Annotated in this window: 16 protein-coding genes; 8 read left to right on the forward strand and 8 right to left on the reverse strand. The window is 66.9% G+C overall.

Translation table 11 applies throughout. The features are described from left to right. Position 1: 1 nt before the first annotated feature. On the reverse strand, positions 2 to 1552 hold the full coding sequence (locus JL101_RS10940) for a Ppx/GppA phosphatase family protein (RefSeq protein WP_203098950.1): 1551 nt from the start codon (positions 1550 to 1552) through the stop codon (positions 2 to 4). Positions 1553 to 1676: 124 nt separating this feature from the next. Further along, entirely contained in the window at positions 1677 to 2117 is a 441-nt protein-coding gene (locus JL101_RS10945; RefSeq protein ID WP_203098949.1) for a CBS domain-containing protein, read from the reverse strand. Between the two features lie 438 nt (positions 2118 to 2555). Between JL101_RS10945 and JL101_RS10950 the strand changes: the two genes are divergently transcribed. Beyond that, positions 2556 to 3026, forward strand: a complete 471-nt coding sequence (locus tag JL101_RS10950) for a GerW family sporulation protein (RefSeq protein WP_203098948.1) — start codon at positions 2556 to 2558, stop codon at positions 3024 to 3026. Between the two features lie 9 nt (positions 3027 to 3035). Here JL101_RS10950 and JL101_RS10955 read toward each other — a convergent pair whose 3' ends face one another. After that, a complete protein-coding gene (locus JL101_RS10955; protein ID WP_203098947.1) occupies positions 3036 to 3740 on the reverse strand; it encodes a glutathione binding-like protein in 705 nt (234 codons plus the stop codon). A 129-nt stretch (positions 3741 to 3869) separates the two neighbouring features. Then, complete coding sequence (locus JL101_RS10960; RefSeq protein WP_203098946.1) at positions 3870 to 6107, reverse strand: methyl-accepting chemotaxis protein; 2238 nt, start codon at positions 6105 to 6107, stop codon at positions 3870 to 3872. Positions 6108 to 6431: 324 nt separating this feature from the next. Here JL101_RS10960 and JL101_RS10965 point away from each other — a divergent pair, with 324 nt between their 5' ends. The 3 genes from JL101_RS10965 to JL101_RS10975 all read left to right on the forward strand — a co-directional run bounded on the left by JL101_RS10965 (position 6432) and on the right by JL101_RS10975 (position 9932). Next, on the forward strand, positions 6432 to 7268 hold the full coding sequence (locus JL101_RS10965) for an aldo/keto reductase (protein WP_203098945.1): 837 nt from the start codon (positions 6432 to 6434) through the stop codon (positions 7266 to 7268). Positions 7269 to 7866: 598 nt separating this feature from the next. Next, complete coding sequence (locus tag JL101_RS10970) at positions 7867 to 9156, forward strand: IS4 family transposase (protein WP_228434914.1); 1290 nt, start codon at positions 7867 to 7869, stop codon at positions 9154 to 9156. 125 nt (positions 9157 to 9281) lie between these two features. After that, the gene (locus JL101_RS10975; protein WP_203095095.1) at positions 9282 to 9932 is read left to right on the forward strand and encodes a terminase small subunit; all 651 of its coding nucleotides are present in this window, start codon (positions 9282 to 9284) and stop codon (positions 9930 to 9932) included. Between the two features lie 48 nt (positions 9933 to 9980). On the opposite strand, the gene JL101_RS10980 is transcribed toward JL101_RS10975, so the two are convergent. Next, positions 9981 to 10733 carry a GNAT family N-acetyltransferase gene (locus tag JL101_RS10980; RefSeq protein ID WP_203095096.1) on the reverse strand — a complete coding sequence of 251 codons (753 nt, stop codon included), beginning with the start codon at positions 10731 to 10733 and terminating at the stop codon, positions 9981 to 9983. 125 nt (positions 10734 to 10858) lie between these two features. On the opposite strand from JL101_RS10980, the gene JL101_RS10985 reads away from it, so the two are divergent. Next, the gene (locus JL101_RS10985; protein WP_203095097.1) at positions 10859 to 11710 is read left to right on the forward strand and encodes a glucose 1-dehydrogenase; all 852 of its coding nucleotides are present in this window, start codon (positions 10859 to 10861) and stop codon (positions 11708 to 11710) included. A 12-nt stretch (positions 11711 to 11722) separates the two neighbouring features. Here the strand turns inward: JL101_RS10985 and JL101_RS10990 are convergent, their stop codons facing one another. Together JL101_RS10990 and JL101_RS10995 are read right to left on the reverse strand one after the other, a co-directional pair. After that, positions 11723 to 13027 carry an Hsp70 family protein gene (locus JL101_RS10990; protein WP_211111076.1) on the reverse strand — a complete coding sequence of 435 codons (1305 nt, stop codon included), beginning with the start codon at positions 13025 to 13027 and terminating at the stop codon, positions 11723 to 11725. A gap of 46 nt (positions 13028 to 13073) precedes the next feature. Next, positions 13074 to 14045: a phosphoribosylaminoimidazolesuccinocarboxamide synthase gene (locus JL101_RS10995; RefSeq protein WP_228435404.1), complete on the reverse strand. Its 972-nt coding sequence runs from the start codon at positions 14043 to 14045 to the stop codon at positions 13074 to 13076. A 144-nt stretch (positions 14046 to 14189) separates the two neighbouring features. Here JL101_RS10995 and JL101_RS11000 point away from each other — a divergent pair, with 144 nt between their 5' ends. From JL101_RS11000 to JL101_RS11010, 3 genes are read left to right on the forward strand one after another with little or no spacing between them, the layout of a single operon-like run. Then, positions 14190 to 14675, forward strand: a complete 486-nt coding sequence (locus JL101_RS11000) for a YchJ family protein (protein WP_203095099.1) — start codon at positions 14190 to 14192, stop codon at positions 14673 to 14675. Then, on the forward strand, positions 14676 to 14915 hold the full coding sequence (locus tag JL101_RS11005) for a hypothetical protein (protein ID WP_203095100.1): 240 nt from the start codon (positions 14676 to 14678) through the stop codon (positions 14913 to 14915). It abuts the gene before it with no gap. A 17-nt stretch (positions 14916 to 14932) separates the two neighbouring features. Then, a complete protein-coding gene (locus JL101_RS11010) occupies positions 14933 to 15709 on the forward strand; it encodes a SapC family protein (protein ID WP_203095101.1) in 777 nt (258 codons plus the stop codon). Between the two features lie 50 nt (positions 15710 to 15759). Here JL101_RS11010 and JL101_RS11015 read toward each other — a convergent pair whose 3' ends face one another. Further along, positions 15760 to 16533 carry a ferredoxin--NADP reductase gene (locus tag JL101_RS11015; RefSeq protein ID WP_203095102.1) on the reverse strand — a complete coding sequence of 258 codons (774 nt, stop codon included), beginning with the start codon at positions 16531 to 16533 and terminating at the stop codon, positions 15760 to 15762. Positions 16534 to 16632 lie beyond the last annotated feature (99 nt).

The following is a 16632-nucleotide window of genomic DNA, read 5'->3' on the forward strand; positions in this document are numbered from 1 at the left end:
CTCAGGCCCCGGCGAATTCGGTCTTGGGCACGCCCAGGATCTTCGCCAGCTGCTTCATCCTTATCTGCACGGCATCGCTGTCGGGGACGTCCTCGCTGCCTTCCGCGACCTCCAGGCGGACGGCATCGGCGGTGATCCGCAGCCGCGCCATGTCGAGGATACCCGGCACGCTGCCGGAGAAGCGATGGCCGAGCTGCATCGCGCGGCCGAGGATCTGGGCGCGACGATGCACGGCCGGGGTCAGCAGCGACAGCGCGGGCTGAAGGCACGCATCATCCGGTTTGCCGCCGTAACGGGCATGCAGGGTCGCCGCGATGAACACCCGCTCCGTGTGCGTTACGCCGATGAACGGGAAATGGACGACCCGCGCGAAGCACTGGTGTGCCTTGACGTCGGCATGGTCCGCCCAGGCCATGTCGGAGAGCGCGCAGGCCGCAAGCCTGAGCCGGCGTTCCCCAGCGGTTTCGTCGGGGAACAGGGATTCCGTCCAGCGTACCAGCGCCGGCGCGAAGGCCGGGACCCGCGCGATGGGGAGGCCGAATGCCTGGGTGCCCTCGATCAGCGGATCGCGTTGCCGCAGGGCGGGGGAGAGCCGCGAATAGAGCCATCCCTCGCGCAGGCCCAGGGCGGAGAAGACGACCCGCTCCGGGCGCAGGTTCTTCAGCAGCCTGTCCATCACCAGTGCCGCAGCCGGAAGCGTCTTAGCCCGCCGGCCGGGCACTCCGGGAAGCGCCGAGATCTTTTCCGGCGTCATCTTCCAGACCAACTTGGCGAAGCTTCTCAGGTCGTTCGCATCCACGTCGTAGCCGTGCGCGACCTTCAGGGGAGCATTGACCGATTCCATGTGGGCGCGGGCCAGGGCGCGCCAGCCGCCGCCGACGGCATAGAATACCGGCTTGGTCAGCAGCGGCGGAAGCTGGCCTTTCATGACCTCGTCGATCTGCCGCTTGGCACTTTCCGCCGAGTCCTCCAGCATCGCTTCGACCGGCAAGGCGCCCAGGGGAAGGCTGACCGAGCGCTCGCCGACATGGTCTTCCAGTGCTTCGGCGACCTCGAGGCTGCCGCCGCCCATGTCGCCGACCAGTCCCTTCGGCCGGTAGAAGCCGGAGATGACGCCGAGCGTGGCGAAATGCGCCTCCTCCGATCCCGACAGCAGGCGCAGCTCGCGACCCGTCCGCTTCCTGATGGCCTTGATCAGGTTCTCGCCGTTCGTGGCCCTGCGCACCGCCTCGGTCGCGATGATGTCGATCCGGGATGCCCCCATGGCCTCGGCGATGGCGCAGAAGCGGTGGGCCGCCTGCACCGTGCAGGCCATGGGTCCCGCCGCAAGCTCGCCCGTCTTGTCCAGTCCGGAACCAAGGCCGCACAGGGACTTCTCGTTGAACCGGGGGAGAGGTGCCCTCCCGAGATCGTTGTAGACGACGAGGCGGACGGAGTTGGAGCCGATATCGATGACGGCATAATGGGCGTGATCGGCGGCGAGGACCTCATCCGGATCTAGCTCCTGATGAAGGCCGGTCAGGTCGGCGCGCTGGCCGGTAGCGTCGAGCATCTGTCCCTCCGGTGGCGGGCTGGATCCATGCCCCTTCAACTCCGGACAGGTCGCTTTGATCCCGCAGCCCGAAGATTATGTCAGGAAAACGTCATCCAGCCCGACCGGCTCCGGCCTGCGCCGATCAGGCCTTGATCAGGTTCAGGTCCCGCAGTACCGCGACCTCGCTGGCCTGCTCGTCCAGCCGCGCCTTCACCGCGTCGCCGATCGAGACGACGCCGATCAGCTCTCCGGTCGTATCGCACACCGGGACATGGCGGTGGCGGCGCAGCGTCATCATCCGCATCAGGTCCTTGACCGTCTCCGTCGGCAGGCAGGTCTTGACTTCCTTGGTCATCAGATCCTCGACGCGGAGGCCCAGCGCGGCGGCCCCGCGATCCGCGATGGCGCGGACGATGTCGCGCTCCGACAGGATGCCGGCGAGCTTGCCGCGGCGGTCGCGCACGACGACGGCGCCGATGCGCTTCTCCGTCAGCAGCCTGGATGCCGACTCCAAGGTCTCCGTCGGCAGGATGGAGACGATGGTGCGGCCCTTTGAATTCAGGAGATCGGAAACGGTGGTCATATCTTCCCCATGAGGTTGACGGCGCGGGTGAACTGACCGCTGCACCTGGGATCTGTCGGCCCGGTGCATTCAGTATCGCATCCTTCGCATTCACCGGAAATGCGAGGCAGTAACCTGGGCTAATCCGATATGCCGGCCGGAAATGGGGCACCCACTGGGGCCTGTCACGTGTTAACCCATTGGGCGATTTTATCACCGTGCCGCGCTTGACGGCAATTAACTTCTCGCAACACAGGTTTCTTTTATAACTAAATTTCCATTTTCGAGGCGCGGCATGCCCTTGGTTCCTGAAGAACGGGCTCGCGCCGCGGCCGGGGCGTCGCTGTGCAGACCATCCGCGGGACAAGGTCGATCGGAATTCGCGCAGCTTGCGGAAGAGACTCGCATCCGGAACGCCCGTGATGATAAGCATTGTCCGGCCGCTTACGGAGATCCCCGATGCTGACGAATCCCTTCATGCCCGATCCGGTGCAGGACCTGATGGTCTCGACTCTGCAGGAATTTCAGAAGATCCTGGGAAAGGGCGTCGCGGGAACGCCGATCCAGGTGGGTGACACGACGCTGGTCCCGATCTATGTCACGACCTTCGGAGTCGGCGCGGGGGGAGGCTCGGTCTTCGGCGAGGCTTGCGGTGGCGGCGGCGGGGGCGGCGTGGTTCCCTGCGCGATCATCGTCGTCCGCCCGGACGGGGTGACCGTCCAGCATCTCGACTCCCAGTTCGTGACGTCGGCGGCCAAAGCCCATTCCGACGTCGCGAACGAGTTGAGCAACGCCTACCGCCGGGACAAGTCGGCGGCAGCGGGATCTGCAGCGGCCAAGCCGGCGGCGGAACCGGCACCGGCAGCGGTCCCGGCGCCCGCCCCGGCACCGTCGGAATCCACGGCGGTCGCCGTCGCCGCGCTGGACTGAACGGCGGCGCTACTTGGACGTGCCCGTGGTCGCGGCAGTCTGGCCGAACATGATCTTCTTGGCTTCCTCGGTCATGGTCGGCTGGCTGTTGATCTCGGCGGCGCGTTCGTAGGCGCGGATGACGGCCGGCCGCTCCCGTATGGCCTCGAACCAGCGCTTGAGGTTCGGGAAGTCGTCCAGGTTCTGCTGCTGGCGCTCGTACGGGACGATCCACGGATAGGACGCCATGTCGGCGATGGAGTAGTCGCCCGCGACGAACTGCCGGTCGGCCAGCCGCCGGTCCAGCACGCCGTAAAGTCGGTTCGTCTCCTTGACGTAGCGCTCCATGGCATAGGGGATGCGTTCCGGCGCGTACTGGACGAAATGATGGTTCTGGCCCGCCATCGGTCCGAGCCCGCCCATCTGCCACATCAGCCATTGCAGCACCTCGGCCCGGCCCCGCGGGTCCTTGGGCAGGAACTTCCCGGTCTTCTCGGCCAGATAGATCAGGATCGCCCCGGACTCGAAGACGGAGATCGGTTCCCCGCCGCCGGCCGGGTCGTTGTCCACGATCGCGGGGATGCGGTTGTTCGGGGCGATCTTCAGGAATTCCGGCTTGAACTGCTCGCCGGCGCTGATGTTGACCGGGATGATCCGATAGGGGAGACCGGTCTCCTCCAGGAACATCGTGACCTTGTGGCCGTTGGGCGTCGTCCAGTAATGCAGATCGATCATATCGATGGCCTTCCGAAGCTGGGGGGCGGCGGGACATGTTATGGACTGATCGTTCCATAACATGTCCCGCCGCCCCCGGCAACCATCGGCAGGCCGTTCCGTTCCAGGAGCCGGCCGTCGGAGGCCGGGTCAGGCGGCAAGCTCCTTCTCGAACAGGCGTTCCACCTGCGCCCTGGTCTCGGCGTCGAACCGGAACTGGATGCGGACCAGTCCGTCATGCTCCTCGACGAGGCGGCCGGCGATCCGGTGCCCGGCGAAGACCAGCGTCAAAGCCGTGCCGATCGGCCAACTGCCATCGACCCGAACCGCGGCACCGCCGCTGGAGATGTCGACCATCCGCCCGGCGATCGACTGGCCCCCCATGATGACCGTGATCGGGGCGTCGTGCGGCCGCCGCTCGTAGGTGCGGCGTTCCCCGGCGCTGGCCATGGCCGACAGGAACTGGTCGACCTCGCCGCGCAGCGTCTCCGCCTGGATCGACAGTTCGGATGCGGCCGACAGAAGCTCCGTCGCCGCGGCCCTGGTGAAGTCGGTCGTATCCTTGACCATGCCGATGTTGCCGGACGCATGCATGCTCTTGTCCGCCGCCTCCTTGACGTTGCGGCTGATCTCCGACGTCGAGGCGTCCTGCTCCGTCACGGCGGCGGCGATCATGCCGGAGCTTTCGTCGATGGCGCCGATCGTCCGGGAAATCTCGCCGATCAGCCCGGCGACCCCATTCGCCGATTCGACGACCGCGTTGACCCTGGCGGTCACTTCCTCGGTCGCCTTGGAAGTCTGGGTCGCGAGGTTCTTGACCTCGCCCGCGACGACGGCGAAGCCCTTGCCCGCCTCGCCGGCGCGGGCCGCCTCGATCGTCGCGTTGAGGGCCAGGAGATTGGTCTGCGAGGCGATGTCCTGGATGAACTGGACGATCTGCGTGACGCCGGCCGCGACGCTCGTCAGTTCCCGGGTGGTGGATTCGGCGCGTCCGGCCTGTTCGACCGCAGCCCGCGTCGTCAGCGTCGTGCGTTCGACCTGCACGCCGATCTCGCTGCTGGCCCCGGCCAACTCGTCCGCCGCGGCCGAGACGAGCTCGGCGTTGCGCGCCGCGGCATCCGCGCTTTCCGCCGCCTGCACGGCCTGCTCCGACGCCCGCTCCGCTTCAGCGTTCAGGGATCCCGCCGTTGCCTGCAACTGGGTCGCGGCGGCTGCCACCGCCCGGAGTTGCCCTGAAATGGCCGCCTGGAAATCATGGGTCAGGGCTTCCAGGGCATCCTGGCGCCGTGCCCTGTTCGCCTGCTGCTGGGCCTGTTCCGCCTCCAGTTCCCGGTTCCGCCGCGCGGCGTCGCGGAATATCGCGGTGGCGGAGGCCATGGCGCCAACCTCGTCGCTCCGCCCGATGCCGGGAACGGCGCAGTCCAGATCGCCCTGGGCGAGGCGCTGCATGGCCTGGGTCAGGCCGAGCAGCGGCGCCAGGACGCCACGCCGGACGACCAGGAGGACGGCGAGTGCCGCCCCGCCGAACAGCAGCGCCGTGATCAGCAGGGTCCAGAACTGGGACGACCGGAAACCGCCGATCCGGGCTTCCAGCAACCGTTCCAGGTCGGACGATGCCGCGCGGTAGAAGCTGCTCCATTCGGCGACCAGGGCTTCCACCGCCGCCGGCTCCGGCGCACCGCGCTCGATCGAGGCCAGCAGGGCGGTCAAGTCGCCGATCAGGGCGCCTGCGGGCCCGTCGAGCGCAGCCTTGACCGATCCGTCCGCGCTGCCGCTGTAGGCCGAGGCGAGCGATGACCCGAGGCCGTCGGTCACCGTCTTCAGTCCGCCCAGCTCGACATAGAAGGCGACCCGTTCCTCCGGGTCCAGCGTGCCGTCGGCGAAGGTCCGGCGGGCCAACGTCACCATGGCGACGATCCGGTCTAGCGCCTCGGGCAGCTTCACCAGCATGAGGTCCATGACATAGAAGGAGTCGAGGTCCGGATCGAGGATCAGGTTGCTCTTGTCGCCGACCCGGGCGGTCAGCGCCCTCAACGCCGCCCGCGCCTCGTCGAGGCCGTTCCCGCTCGCCGCCGAGGACCGTACTGCCGCCACCGCGGCGCGGGTCAGTTCCGCGCTTTCCATTCCATCGCCGAAGCTTCGCTCGGCCGACTCCAGCGCCGCGATGCCGCCGTCGGCCGGCTTGCCGCCCCGGAGGCTCGCAAGTGCCAGATCCTTGTGGACCGCCGCGACCTCCCTAAGCTGGAACGTACCGGTGAGCTCCTTCTCGCTGAACCGGATCGTCGTGTTCTGGTTGCCGATAAGCGCCGCCAGGACGAATCCTACCGGAGCCAGGAACAGCAGCGCAGCGATCGCCAACCGCTGTGCGATCCCGAGGGAACGGAACATCCATCTCTCCAACGATCGGGAGTTGAGTTGTCGAAAGGATTACCATGATCGTTCAATCGAATGAAGGTTTTGTGGTATAAATTTCCTGCCTAATCGGTTGGCATTATTCCGCAGGCCAATAGTAGGGGTGGAAAACCACCTGCCTCGACCCCTCGGCGAAGTTCCCGTCATTTTATTACTTATGAAATTTTGCTTTGTTGCCGATCGGATCGGATGCGAAGAGGGACTGTCGGCGCGTCAGGCAACCGGATCCGTCCGATTCGCGTTCGTTTCCCGATGAGCAACGCGACCATAGAACCAGTGAAAAGCGACAAGGAGACCGACATGCCGATCCGTTCCATTTCCCTGGCATCCATGCAGGTGCCCGGCCTGGGGCAGGGTACTTGGGGAATGGGGGAGGACCGGCGTCAGCGCGACCGCGAGGTCCGTGCGCTCCGGCTGGGCCTGGATCTCGGCCTGACCTTGATCGACACGGCGGAAATGTACGGGGACGGCGGAGCCGAGGAGGTCGTCGGCGAGGCTCTTGCCGGGCGCCGGGACGAGTGCTTCCTGGTCAGCAAGGTCTATCCGCACAATGCCGGGCGGCGCAGTGCCGTCGAAGCCTGCGAACGGAGCCTGAAACGTCTCCGCACCGACCGGATGGACCTGTACCTGCTGCATTGGCGCGGCGGAGTCCCCCTGGCCGAAACCGTCGAGACCTTCGAGCGGCTGAAGGAGCAGGGCAAGATCCGCGCCTGGGGCGTCAGCAACCTGGACCCCGACGACATGGCCGAACTGATGGAGGTGCCGGGCGGCGAAGCCTGCGCCACCAACCAGGTTCTCTACAATCTCACCCGGCGCGGCATCGAATGGGATCTGCTCCCCTGGTGCGTCGAGCGCTCCATCCCGGTCATGGCCTACAGTCCGATCGAGCAGGGGCGGATGCCGGCCAAGGGCGCGTTGCGGACGATCGCCGAACGCCTCGGCGCCAGCATGTTCCAGGTGGCGCTCGCCTGGGTGCTTCGGCACGAGGGCGTCGTCGCCATCCCGAAGGCCAGCGATCCGGACCACGTGAAGGCCAACCGCGCCGCCGCCGACCTGGTCCTGAGCGACGAGGACATGGCGGCGCTCGACCGGGCGTTCCCGCCGCCGACCGGACCCCGGTCGCTGGAAATGCTCTGATCCTGCCGCTCCCCCCGCCGCGATGCGTTGGGCCAAGGCTCAACCTGTGGTTCGATGCAGGGTGGAAGTGATGCGGGCCGTCGATCTGCACTCATACGCTCCCGACGAGGGCCATTGGGGGCTGCCGCCCGGCACGCCGGCGCTTCTCGCAGTTCGATCTGGAGGATCACCACCTGCGCGCGGTACGCTGGCATCCCGCGCGAACTCTTGGACCTGATGACCGCTCCCAACGGGGGCATAGCCAGCGCCCGAGTCCGGGTCCCTCCGGGGAGCGCTTCGACGCTCCCGGCGGCATGCACGGGTTTTCGCCCGACCCCCTCACCCCGACCCTCTCCTCCAGGGGGGCGAGGGGGATTTGCTCGCGACGATCGCTTTCCATACAGCGCCCCCTCGCCCCTTGGGCTAATCTATCAACAGATCTTTTTAGGTGCGGCAGGTTGACTCGGGTTTGTCGCTGTAGTTGCGTAGTTTGGCGGGGATGTGATTCTGTTCGTGACGTTCTCAGGCGGAGGGCGTCACGAATGGACATTCAGGTTGATATCGTCGGCCGTTTCAACGATGAACGGCTGAAAAAAGGGGGCGGCAACTGCTGCAAAGGATGGTCGAGCGCTCGACCGTCCGCATTCGGCGTTTGTCGAACGACCGGATCGAAGAGGCTCGCTTCGGGCGTTGGCTGAACAATGCCAAGGTAAGACTGGTGGAAATGGAATGCACGATCGGCGAGCAGATGCGGGCGCGCGTCGTCGGCCTGCATGTTCTGGCCATCCAGGACACCAGCGAATTGAACTATCAGGCCCATGCCGGACGAACGCGGGGCCTGGGCACCGTGGGCAATGGCCGGGACGCCGGGCTGTTCGTCCATCCGGTGCTGGCGGTCGAGGCCGAAAGCGGAGCTTGTCTGGGACTTGTCGGAGCGCAGGTCTACGCCCGTCATGAAACCGCGGCCAAGCACCGTCGGGCTCTGCCGATCGAGAGCAAGGAATCGATGCGCTGGCTGGAGGGCGCGCAGACAGCCAAGCACTATCTCGATACGGCCCGGCACGTCACGGTCGTCGCCGACCGCGAAAGCGACATCTACGAGGAATGGGAGCGGCTGCCGGAAACGGGTTTCGATCTTCTGACGCGGGCCTGCCGCGACAGGGCGCTGGCCGGAGGCGGCTACTTATACGCCTGGAGCGACGCGCTGGCGGTGGCGGAGCGCTTCACGCTGGACCTTCCCGAACGCCCCGGCAAGCGCTCGGCCCGCACGGCGACCCTGGAACTGCGCTACGGCGCGGTCGCGGTGAAACGGCCCAGGAACGGGACACACCCCGGCGCCGCACCGGCGCTCGCCCTTCGAATGGTCGATGTTCGCGAAGTGGACGCCCCCGCCGGAGAAGACCCGGTACATTGGCGGCTGCTGACGACACATCAGGTCGAGGACACCGCAAAAGCCTTGGAAATCGTGCTTTGGTACCGGCGGCGCTGGACCATCGAGCAGCTTTTCCGTACTCTCAAGACGCAGGGGCTGGATATCGAGTCGAGCCAGGTCGAAAGCGCCGACGCCCTTCAGCGGCTGGCTTTCGTCGCCCTGGTCGCCGCCACGCACATCCTGCAACTGCTCGGCGTTCGCGACGGCGTCCTGGTTCGCCCGATCGACGACACTTTCTCCGCACAGCAGGTCAGCGTCCTGATCGCCCTACAACCACGTCTGGAAGGCCGCACCGCCGCCCGCAAAAACCCACATCCGCCCGACACGCTGGCTTGGGCCGCATGGTTTATCGCCCGTTTGGGCGGCTGGGACGGCTATCCCAAATCCAAGCCGGCTGGACCCATCACTTTTGCCAGAGGCTACGCCCGTTTCGCAACAATGTGCGAGGGCGTAGCTCTCCGGCAAAAGATCTGTTGATAGACTAGCCCCTTGGGGGAGAGGGTCGGGGTGAGGGGGTCAGCGCCACCTCAGCGTGGCTTGAATGCAACGCGAATTCACGCTAATGTTCATGAATTGTTCCCTTCCGGCCAAGGCGCCCAGCCATGCTCGACCACCAGCCCCAGACACAAGCCGCCTCCGCCCAGCCCGTGATCGTGCTTTCTTCCCGCCAGGAAGCCTTCTGCCAAGCCATGGCCCGCAACGTCGGCGCGGCGGAGGCGGCGCGGCGGGCGGGCTATTCGCCCAAGGGCGCGAAGCAGCGCGGGGTGGTCCTGATGGGCCAGCCGGAAATCCAGGTCCGCGTGGCCCAACTCCGCGCCGACCGCCGCGCCGGCCATCAGGCCGACCTGGAGGAGGCGGCCGCCCTGGTCCGGACGATCATGGAAGAGGCGCTGGAGCGCAAGAGCCTCGGGCTGAGCCTGCGCGCCGTCGAGCTGTGGCTGAAGCTCCGCGGCGTGGTCCAGGACAAGCGCATACCGCACCACTTCCTCGGCGACAAGCCCCATCCCGACGCCGACCTGGAGAGCCTGGACTGCGACCCGGACGACGAACCCGTCGCGGCGAAGGTCCCCGCAGGTCCCGACTCGGCCGGCAAGCGGGGCAGGAGGCGAAATAGTGACCTTTCCGCCCTTCCGATAGTGACCTCGGCCGCTTCCGCCGGTCTTTTCGCCTCCACCGCGCTGTCTTCTCCGGCATCGGCCTTTCAGGCTGCCGTTCCGCTCCCCGCGATGCGCGGTGTTGGGGCCATGGCTTGACGCATCGGTTCGGCTGCCCCGGGCGGACCGACCTGATCGGGCACAGCTCTAGATCCCGGCGGCCCGGATCCGGTAATGGTACCGGTAAGCCTCCCGGAAGCCCGCCGCCTCATAAAGGTTGAGCGCCCGTTCGTTGGACGCGACGACCTGGAGATAGGCGCGGTCGGCGTTCCGGGCGCCACCCCAGGCGAGAAGGGCTGCGACCATCCGGCGGGCGAGGCCGCGACGCCGGAACTCAGGCACCGTCACGATGTCGAAGAGGCCGACCATGCCGCGTTCGGCGACCGCCAGGCCGTATCCCGCTGCCCGCCCGCCATCGAAGACGGTGGCGAAGGCGGTCGGCAGCAGGATGGAGCCCAGCATCCGGTCATGGATGTCCCGCATCGACGTGTTGATCCCGTTCGCCGCGGCGAAACCCTCGCTCCAGGAGGGATCGGGAAATTCGGTGATCGCCACCTCCGGATCGGCAGGCATCCTGTCGCCCAGGGATGCCGTCATCACCAGGGTCTCGTCCATCCGCCGGTAGCCGACCCGGTGGAGGATATCGTCCGGCTCGTCGCCGGCCAGGGGCGACAGCCGGAAGATCACCGGCAGGCGCTGGCGGGGATACAGGTCCTCGGCCAGACCCAGCGTGTCCCGGAACGGGCCGGCGGGCTGCAGCGCGTTGACGGAATTGGCCCGCTTGGTCAATCCTTGGGAAAATCGGAACAGCCAGCCGTCGCACTGGACGGATGCGAGCGCCGGCCAGGCGTTGAAGGCGCGCTCCTCGATGTCGCGCACCGTAGCAATCCGGTCATCCATTCCCGTCTCCGTCCATCCGCCGTCCCTGGTGAGACTATCCTCGACATCCGGCCGGAGACAAAACGGTTCCGGCAAACGTTACTCCGTCAACCAGCACCCGACAGGATCGAGAGGTAGCAAGTCACATGTCCGATAGTTCAGCGCCGGAAGGCCGTCCGGCAACCGCTCCCCGGCTCCGGGGGCGCCATGCCCTGATCACCGGAGCATCCCGGGGCATCGGAAGCGCCGTCGCCGTCCGCTATGCCGAAGAGGGCGCCGTCGTGGCGATCAACTATGCCGGGTCGGAGGATGCGGCGAACGAGACGCTGCGGCAGGCACGCGATGCCTCCACCCGGGCGGGCTTCAGCGAGGCCGCTGGCCGCCACAGGACCATCCAGGCCGACGTCGGCGACGAGCGGGCTGCGCTGGCGATGGTGGACGACGTGCTGGCCGACTGGGGACGCCTCGACATCCTGGTGAACAATGCGGGCGTCCAGTCGGAGGCCGAGAGCCACGACTACACCATGGAAGAGTTCCACAGGATCCTGAACATCAACCTGACCGGTGCCCTGGTGTGCTCGCAGGCAGCCATCAGGCACTTCCTGTCCCGGCCGGGCGGCGGGATCATCGTGAACTGCTCCAGCGTCCACCAGATGATCCCGAAGCCGGGCTTCATCGCCTATTCGATCTCCAAGGGAGGACTGGGCAACATGACCCGGACCCTGGCGCTCGAATATGCCGACCGCGGCATCCGGGTCAACGCGGTGGCCCCGGGCGCCATCCTGACCGACATCAACAACGCCTGGCGCAACGACGAGGAGGCCCGCGACAACGTCGAGTCCCACATTCCCATGGGCCGCGCCGGCACGCCGGAGGAAATGGCCTCGGTCTTCGCGTTCCTCGCCTCGGACGAGGCATCCTACATCACCGGCCAGACCATCTATGCCTGCGGCGGCCTGACGCTGTTCGGCGATTTCAAGCAGAACTGGGCTTCCTGAACGGAAGCCCCCTCATCGGGCAAGGTTGCGGGCGGCAAGCGCGAGGCCGCTCGCGACCGATGTCAGCTCGCCGCCGGTCCTCAGCTTGTCCTCACCGAACCGGTCGGCGAACAACCTGCGGATCACCGGGATGAACGACGATCCGCCGGTCAGGAACACCCGGTCCACCCCGGCCGCGCCGACGCCGGTGCGCGCCATCAGGTCGTCGACGCAGGCGGCGATGGCCTCGGTCTCCGGCCTCACCCAGTCCTCGAACTCGGCTCGGCGGATCGGCGTCTCGATGACGGTGCCGGGCAGGGCGAACCGGAACAGGGTCTGGGGCTCCGCCGACAGCGCCACCTTGGCCTGCTCCACCGCGCGGTGGAGATGGAAGCCCAGGCCCTCCTCGATCACGGTGATCAGGGCGCGGACCCGCTCCGGCTCCTCCGCGGTGCGCAGGATGTCGGCCAGCATGCGCCGGGTCTGGCCGGTGTTCAGGAACGACAGCAGGTGCCAGCGGCGCATGTACTCGAAGGGCCAGACCGGCATAGGCAGCATCTGCCCGTCCATCGCCCGGTAGCGCGTTCCCCTGCCCAGATGCGGCGTCACGCAGTGCTCGACGATCCGGCTGTCGAAGCTGTCGCCGGCGATCCCGACGCCGCCCACGCCCAGGATGTCGCCGGCGCGGTCTTCCCCGGCCTCCGCCCGCGCACGGGCCTTCGGCCCTACCCGCAGCAGGCAGAAGTCGCTCGTGCCGCCGCCGAAATCGGCGATCAGCACCGTCTCGTCGCGGTCGAGGCCGCTCTCGTAATGATATGCCGCGGCGACCGGCTCCAGTTCGAACCGGATATCGGTCATGCCGGCCCGCCCGAAGGCGTCGCGCAGCCGGTCCAGCGCCAGGGCCTCGGCGTCCTCGCCCGCCTCGCCCACGAAATGCGCGGGACGCCCGACCACGACGGCGGAGGGCAGCGGGCCGGCCGAGGCTTCGGCCTTCGCCTTCAGGTCCTTCAGGATCAGCGATACAAGCGGCTCGATGCCGAACTGCTTGCCCAGGATGCTGGTGCCGGTGAAGTCCTTCGCGGCCAGGTAGGACTTCACCGACTGGACGAACCGGCCCTCGCCGTCGCTGTCCAGATAGGCTTCGATGGCTTCGGGTCCCGCCCGGTGGACCAGCGTCGATCCCAGCCGATCCTCATGCTTCTCGAAGAACAGGACGGAGCGGAAGGTGTCGAAGGTCCGGCCGGCGGCCGCCAGCGGCACCAGCCGCGACGGGCCGGACGCCTCCGCCACGGCGACCGCGCTGTTGGTGGTGCCGAAATCGATGCCGACGTAGGTCAACGGTCAAACCCTGCGGTGACGGGGAGGAAGCCCGCCGGCGGAGCGGTCAGAAATAGCGCGCGAGGTTGGCGCGGATCCGCTCCAGGACCGGCGTCGGGTCATCGGGAATGGGGAAATCCGTCCCGGTGATCCGCTGGAAGACGTCGGTATAGAGGGCGGCCGCCTGGAGCACAACCTCGTCCGGGATGTCCGGGATCGGGTCCTTGTACGGATCGCAGCGCGCGGTCACCCAGGTGCGGACGAAGTCCTTGTCGAAGCTCTCCGGCCGCTCGCCCGCCGCGACCCGCCGACCATAGCTTTCGCCGAACCAGTAGCGGCTGCTGTCGGGGGTGTGGATCTCGTCCGCCAGGATGATCCGGCCGTCGGCATCGAACCCGAACTCGTACTTCGTATCGACCAGGATCAGGCCCTGCCGCGCCGCGATCTCGCGCCCGCGGTCGAACAGCGCCAGCGCCAGCGCCGACACCTCGTCCCACTGCGCCCGGGTCAGCAGCCCGCGCCCCGTGATCTCCGCCGGGGTCAGCGGCTCGTCGTGGCCGGCGTCGAACGCCTTGGTGGTGGGGGTGATGATGGTGTCCGGCAGCTTCTGGTGCTCGGTCATGCCGTCCGGCAGGCGGACGCCGTACATCTCGCGTTGGCCCGTCTTGTACATCGACCAGATCGACGTGCTGGTGGTGCCGGTGAGGTAGTCGCGGACGACGATCTCGACGGGCATGATGTCCAGCCGGCGGCACACGACGACATTCGGATCGGGATAGTCGATCACGTGGTTGGGGCACACGTCGGCGGTCCGCTCGAACCAGAAGCGGGCGATCTGGGTCAGCGCCTCCCCCTTGAACGGCACGGCGGTCAGGATGCGGTCGAACGCGCTGAGCCGATCGGTGGCGATGATGATGCGCCGTCCGTCGGGCAGATCGTAGTTGTCGCGGACCTTGCCCCGGTAATGGCCGGGCAGTTCGGGGATCGTCGCGTCGCGCAGCACGTTGCCGAGATGCGCTTGGGAAATCTTGTTGGTCACCACAGGGCCCCGGTCGGGAAATGAGGCGCGCATGATAGCCCGGCGGGGTCGTTGCGCCTACCGCGCCGTTTGCAGCCCTGTTGCCCGTGGCATCAAAGGATCGGTTCCGCTAAACCAATCCCCCGAAACAGGGAGACCCGACTTATGACCGACTGCTACTGCAAATCAGGCCGCGCCTTCGACGAGTGCTGCGGTCCCTACCTTGCCGGCACGGCTGCGGCGCCCACGGCAGAAGCCCTGATGCGCTCGCGCTACTCCGCCTTCGCGACGGCCAACGTCGATTACCTGGAGAACTCCCTGCTGCCGGAGACCCGCGACGACTTCAGCCGGGCCGACACCGAGCAGTGGGCCAAGGGCAGCGAGTGGACCGGGCTGGAGGTTCGCTCGACCACCGACGGCGGCGAGGGCGACTCAGAGGGGTTCGTCGAGTTCGTGGCCCACTTCACGATGCAGGGCAAGCCCCATGTGCATCACGAGACAGGCCGCTTCGCCCGGCGCGACGACCGCTGGTACTATGTAGACGGCATCATGGGACCGCGACCCCGTGTCGCGTCGAAGATCGGACGGAACGACCCGTGCCCTTGCGGCAGCGGCAAGAAGTACAAGAAGTGCCATGGAGCGGCGGCCTAGATGTTCAGGCGATACAAGGTCCACTTCTCGCAGCCGGCGCCGGCGCGATCGCGCGGGCGCCAGGAACGCGACGTAAACGTGGAAATTCTTAAGGAGTTTCTGTCAGCCAATGGCCTCGTGGGGGAACTCGACAGGGTTCTCCCCTCTTCGGCCTTCGGTATCCTGGAAGTGAACTGCACGCCGCTGCTTGCCGAGCGGCTGAGCGACATGCCGGAGGTCGAGGTCGTCCTGGAAGCCTGAGAACAGGAGCACCACGCGTGACCGACAGCATCGCCGTCCAAAACTCCGGCAGCCCCGAAACGGCAGCCGATTCGGCATCCACACTGCCTCTTTTCTACCGCAGGCCCGTTCCGCTCGACCGGAACCGCCACGGAGCGGCCCGCCTGCGCGCGCCGTCGGATCTCGGCTTCGCGGCCGAGGCCAACAGCTTGCCCGTGATGATCGAGGAGTTCGCCCTGTCGGCGCGCGATTACCCGATCCTGTTCACCGACGGCCCCGTCTGCATGCCGATCGTCCTGCTGGGGCTGCGCGATCGGCAGAACCTGTTCCTGCGCGAGCAGGACGGCCGGCCGGCGTGGCGGGCGGACACCTATGTGCCCGCCTATGTCAGGCGCTATCCGCTGGTGCTGATGGAAACCGCGAAGGCCGGCGAGTTCACCGTCTGCATCGACGAGGCGGCGGAATTCCCGGACGGCCCGCTGGTTTTAGAGGCAGGCGGCGAGCTCTCGAAAGCGGGCCAGGAGGCCATGGAGTTCTGTCGGGCCTACCAGAACCAGATCGCCGACACCCGGCAGTTCGCCGAGGCTCTCAAGAGCCATGACCTGCTGGACCGCTATTCGGCGGAAATCAAGCTGAACGGCGGGGAGGTGTTCAACCTGACCGGCTTCCTGGCGATCAACCCTGGGAAGTTCGACGCCCTGCCGGACGACGTGTACCTGGACTTCCGCCGGAAGGGCTGGATCGGTCTGATCCACCTCCAGATCGCGTCATCGCTCAACTGGCAGCGGTTGATGGCGCTGGCGTCGGGATACTGACGGTTCGGGGACCGGACGGCCGGCCGAGGCCGCCGTCCGGTCCCCATGGGTCAGCGCTGGGCGAAAGCCTTCTCGATGACGAAGGTGCCCGGCTTGTTGTTGGCACCCATCTCGAACCCGAGCTCTTCCATGTACTGGGTCAGCTCGGAGGTCATGTGCGGGTTGCCGCAGATCATGACGCGGTCGCCGGCGGGGTCCAGCGGCGTCAGCCCGAGGTCCTGGTACACCTTGCCGGATCGCAGGAGGTCGGTGATCCGGCCTTCGTTGCGGAATGCCTCCCGCGTCACGGTCGGATAGTAGACCAGCCTCTCGGCGGCCAGCTCGCCGATATATTCGTTCTCGCGAAGGATCTCCAACGCCTTCTCCCCGCACTCCAGCTCCGCCTTGTGGCGGACGGTGTGGGTGAGGACGATCCGGTCGAACCTGTCATAGACGGTCGGGTCCTTAGCGATCGACAGGAAGGGCGCCAGGCCGGTGCCGGTGGACAGCAGCCACAGGGTCTTGCCCGGCAGCAGATTGTGCAGCAGCAGAGTTCCCGTGGCCTTCCGGTTAATCAGGATGGTGTCGCCCGGCTTGACGTGCTGCAGGCGGCTGGTCAGGGGGCCGTTGGGAACCTTGATCGACAGGAACTCCAACTGCTCCTCGTAGGGGGAGCTGACCACGCTGTAGGCGCGCAGCAACGGACGCCCGTCGACTTCGAGTCCCATCATGGCGAACTCGCCGCTGTCGAAGCGGAAGCCGGGATCGCGCGTGGTTTTCAGGCTGAACAGGCTGTCGGTCCAGTGGTGGACCTCAAGGACCGTCTCTCTCAGAATATTGGACATCGCGTCTTATCTGGCTGTCACCGGGTTTGCCGTCATATATGTACAAACGCAGCGCACCGCACAACAATATTTTCCGCGGCAGGGCGCCGCAGATGGTCT

It is taken from the genome of Skermanella rosea, from assembly GCF_016806835.2.
Classification (GTDB): Bacteria; Pseudomonadota; Alphaproteobacteria; order Azospirillales; family Azospirillaceae; genus Skermanella; species Skermanella rosea.

What these genes read in the sequence shown, in the direction of transcription:
- JL101_RS10940 (WP_203098950.1), bottom strand. Translation starts at nt 1,552, where the DNA reads ATGCTCGACGCTACCGGCCAGCGCGCCGACCTGACCGGCCTTCATCAG.
- JL101_RS10945 (WP_203098949.1), bottom strand. Translation starts at nt 2,117, where the DNA reads ATGACCACCGTTTCCGATCTCCTGAATTCAAAGGGCCGCACCATCGTC.
- JL101_RS10950 (WP_203098948.1), top strand. Translation starts at nt 2,556, where the DNA reads ATGCTGACGAATCCCTTCATGCCCGATCCGGTGCAGGACCTGATGGTC.
- JL101_RS10955 (WP_203098947.1), bottom strand. Translation starts at nt 3,740, where the DNA reads ATGATCGATCTGCATTACTGGACGACGCCCAACGGCCACAAGGTCACG.
- JL101_RS10960 (WP_203098946.1), bottom strand. Translation starts at nt 6,107, where the DNA reads ATGTTCCGTTCCCTCGGGATCGCACAGCGGTTGGCGATCGCTGCGCTG.
- JL101_RS10965 (WP_203098945.1), top strand. Translation starts at nt 6,432, where the DNA reads ATGCCGATCCGTTCCATTTCCCTGGCATCCATGCAGGTGCCCGGCCTG.
- JL101_RS10970 (WP_228434914.1), top strand. Translation starts at nt 7,867, where the DNA reads ATGGTCGAGCGCTCGACCGTCCGCATTCGGCGTTTGTCGAACGACCGG.
- JL101_RS10975 (WP_203095095.1), top strand. Translation starts at nt 9,282, where the DNA reads ATGCTCGACCACCAGCCCCAGACACAAGCCGCCTCCGCCCAGCCCGTG.
- JL101_RS10980 (WP_203095096.1), bottom strand. Translation starts at nt 10,733, where the DNA reads ATGGATGACCGGATTGCTACGGTGCGCGACATCGAGGAGCGCGCCTTC.
- JL101_RS10985 (WP_203095097.1), top strand. Translation starts at nt 10,859, where the DNA reads ATGTCCGATAGTTCAGCGCCGGAAGGCCGTCCGGCAACCGCTCCCCGG.
- JL101_RS11000 (WP_203095099.1), top strand. Translation starts at nt 14,190, where the DNA reads ATGACCGACTGCTACTGCAAATCAGGCCGCGCCTTCGACGAGTGCTGC.
- JL101_RS11005 (WP_203095100.1), top strand. Translation starts at nt 14,676, where the DNA reads ATGTTCAGGCGATACAAGGTCCACTTCTCGCAGCCGGCGCCGGCGCGA.
- JL101_RS11015 (WP_203095102.1), bottom strand. Translation starts at nt 16,533, where the DNA reads ATGTCCAATATTCTGAGAGAGACGGTCCTTGAGGTCCACCACTGGACC.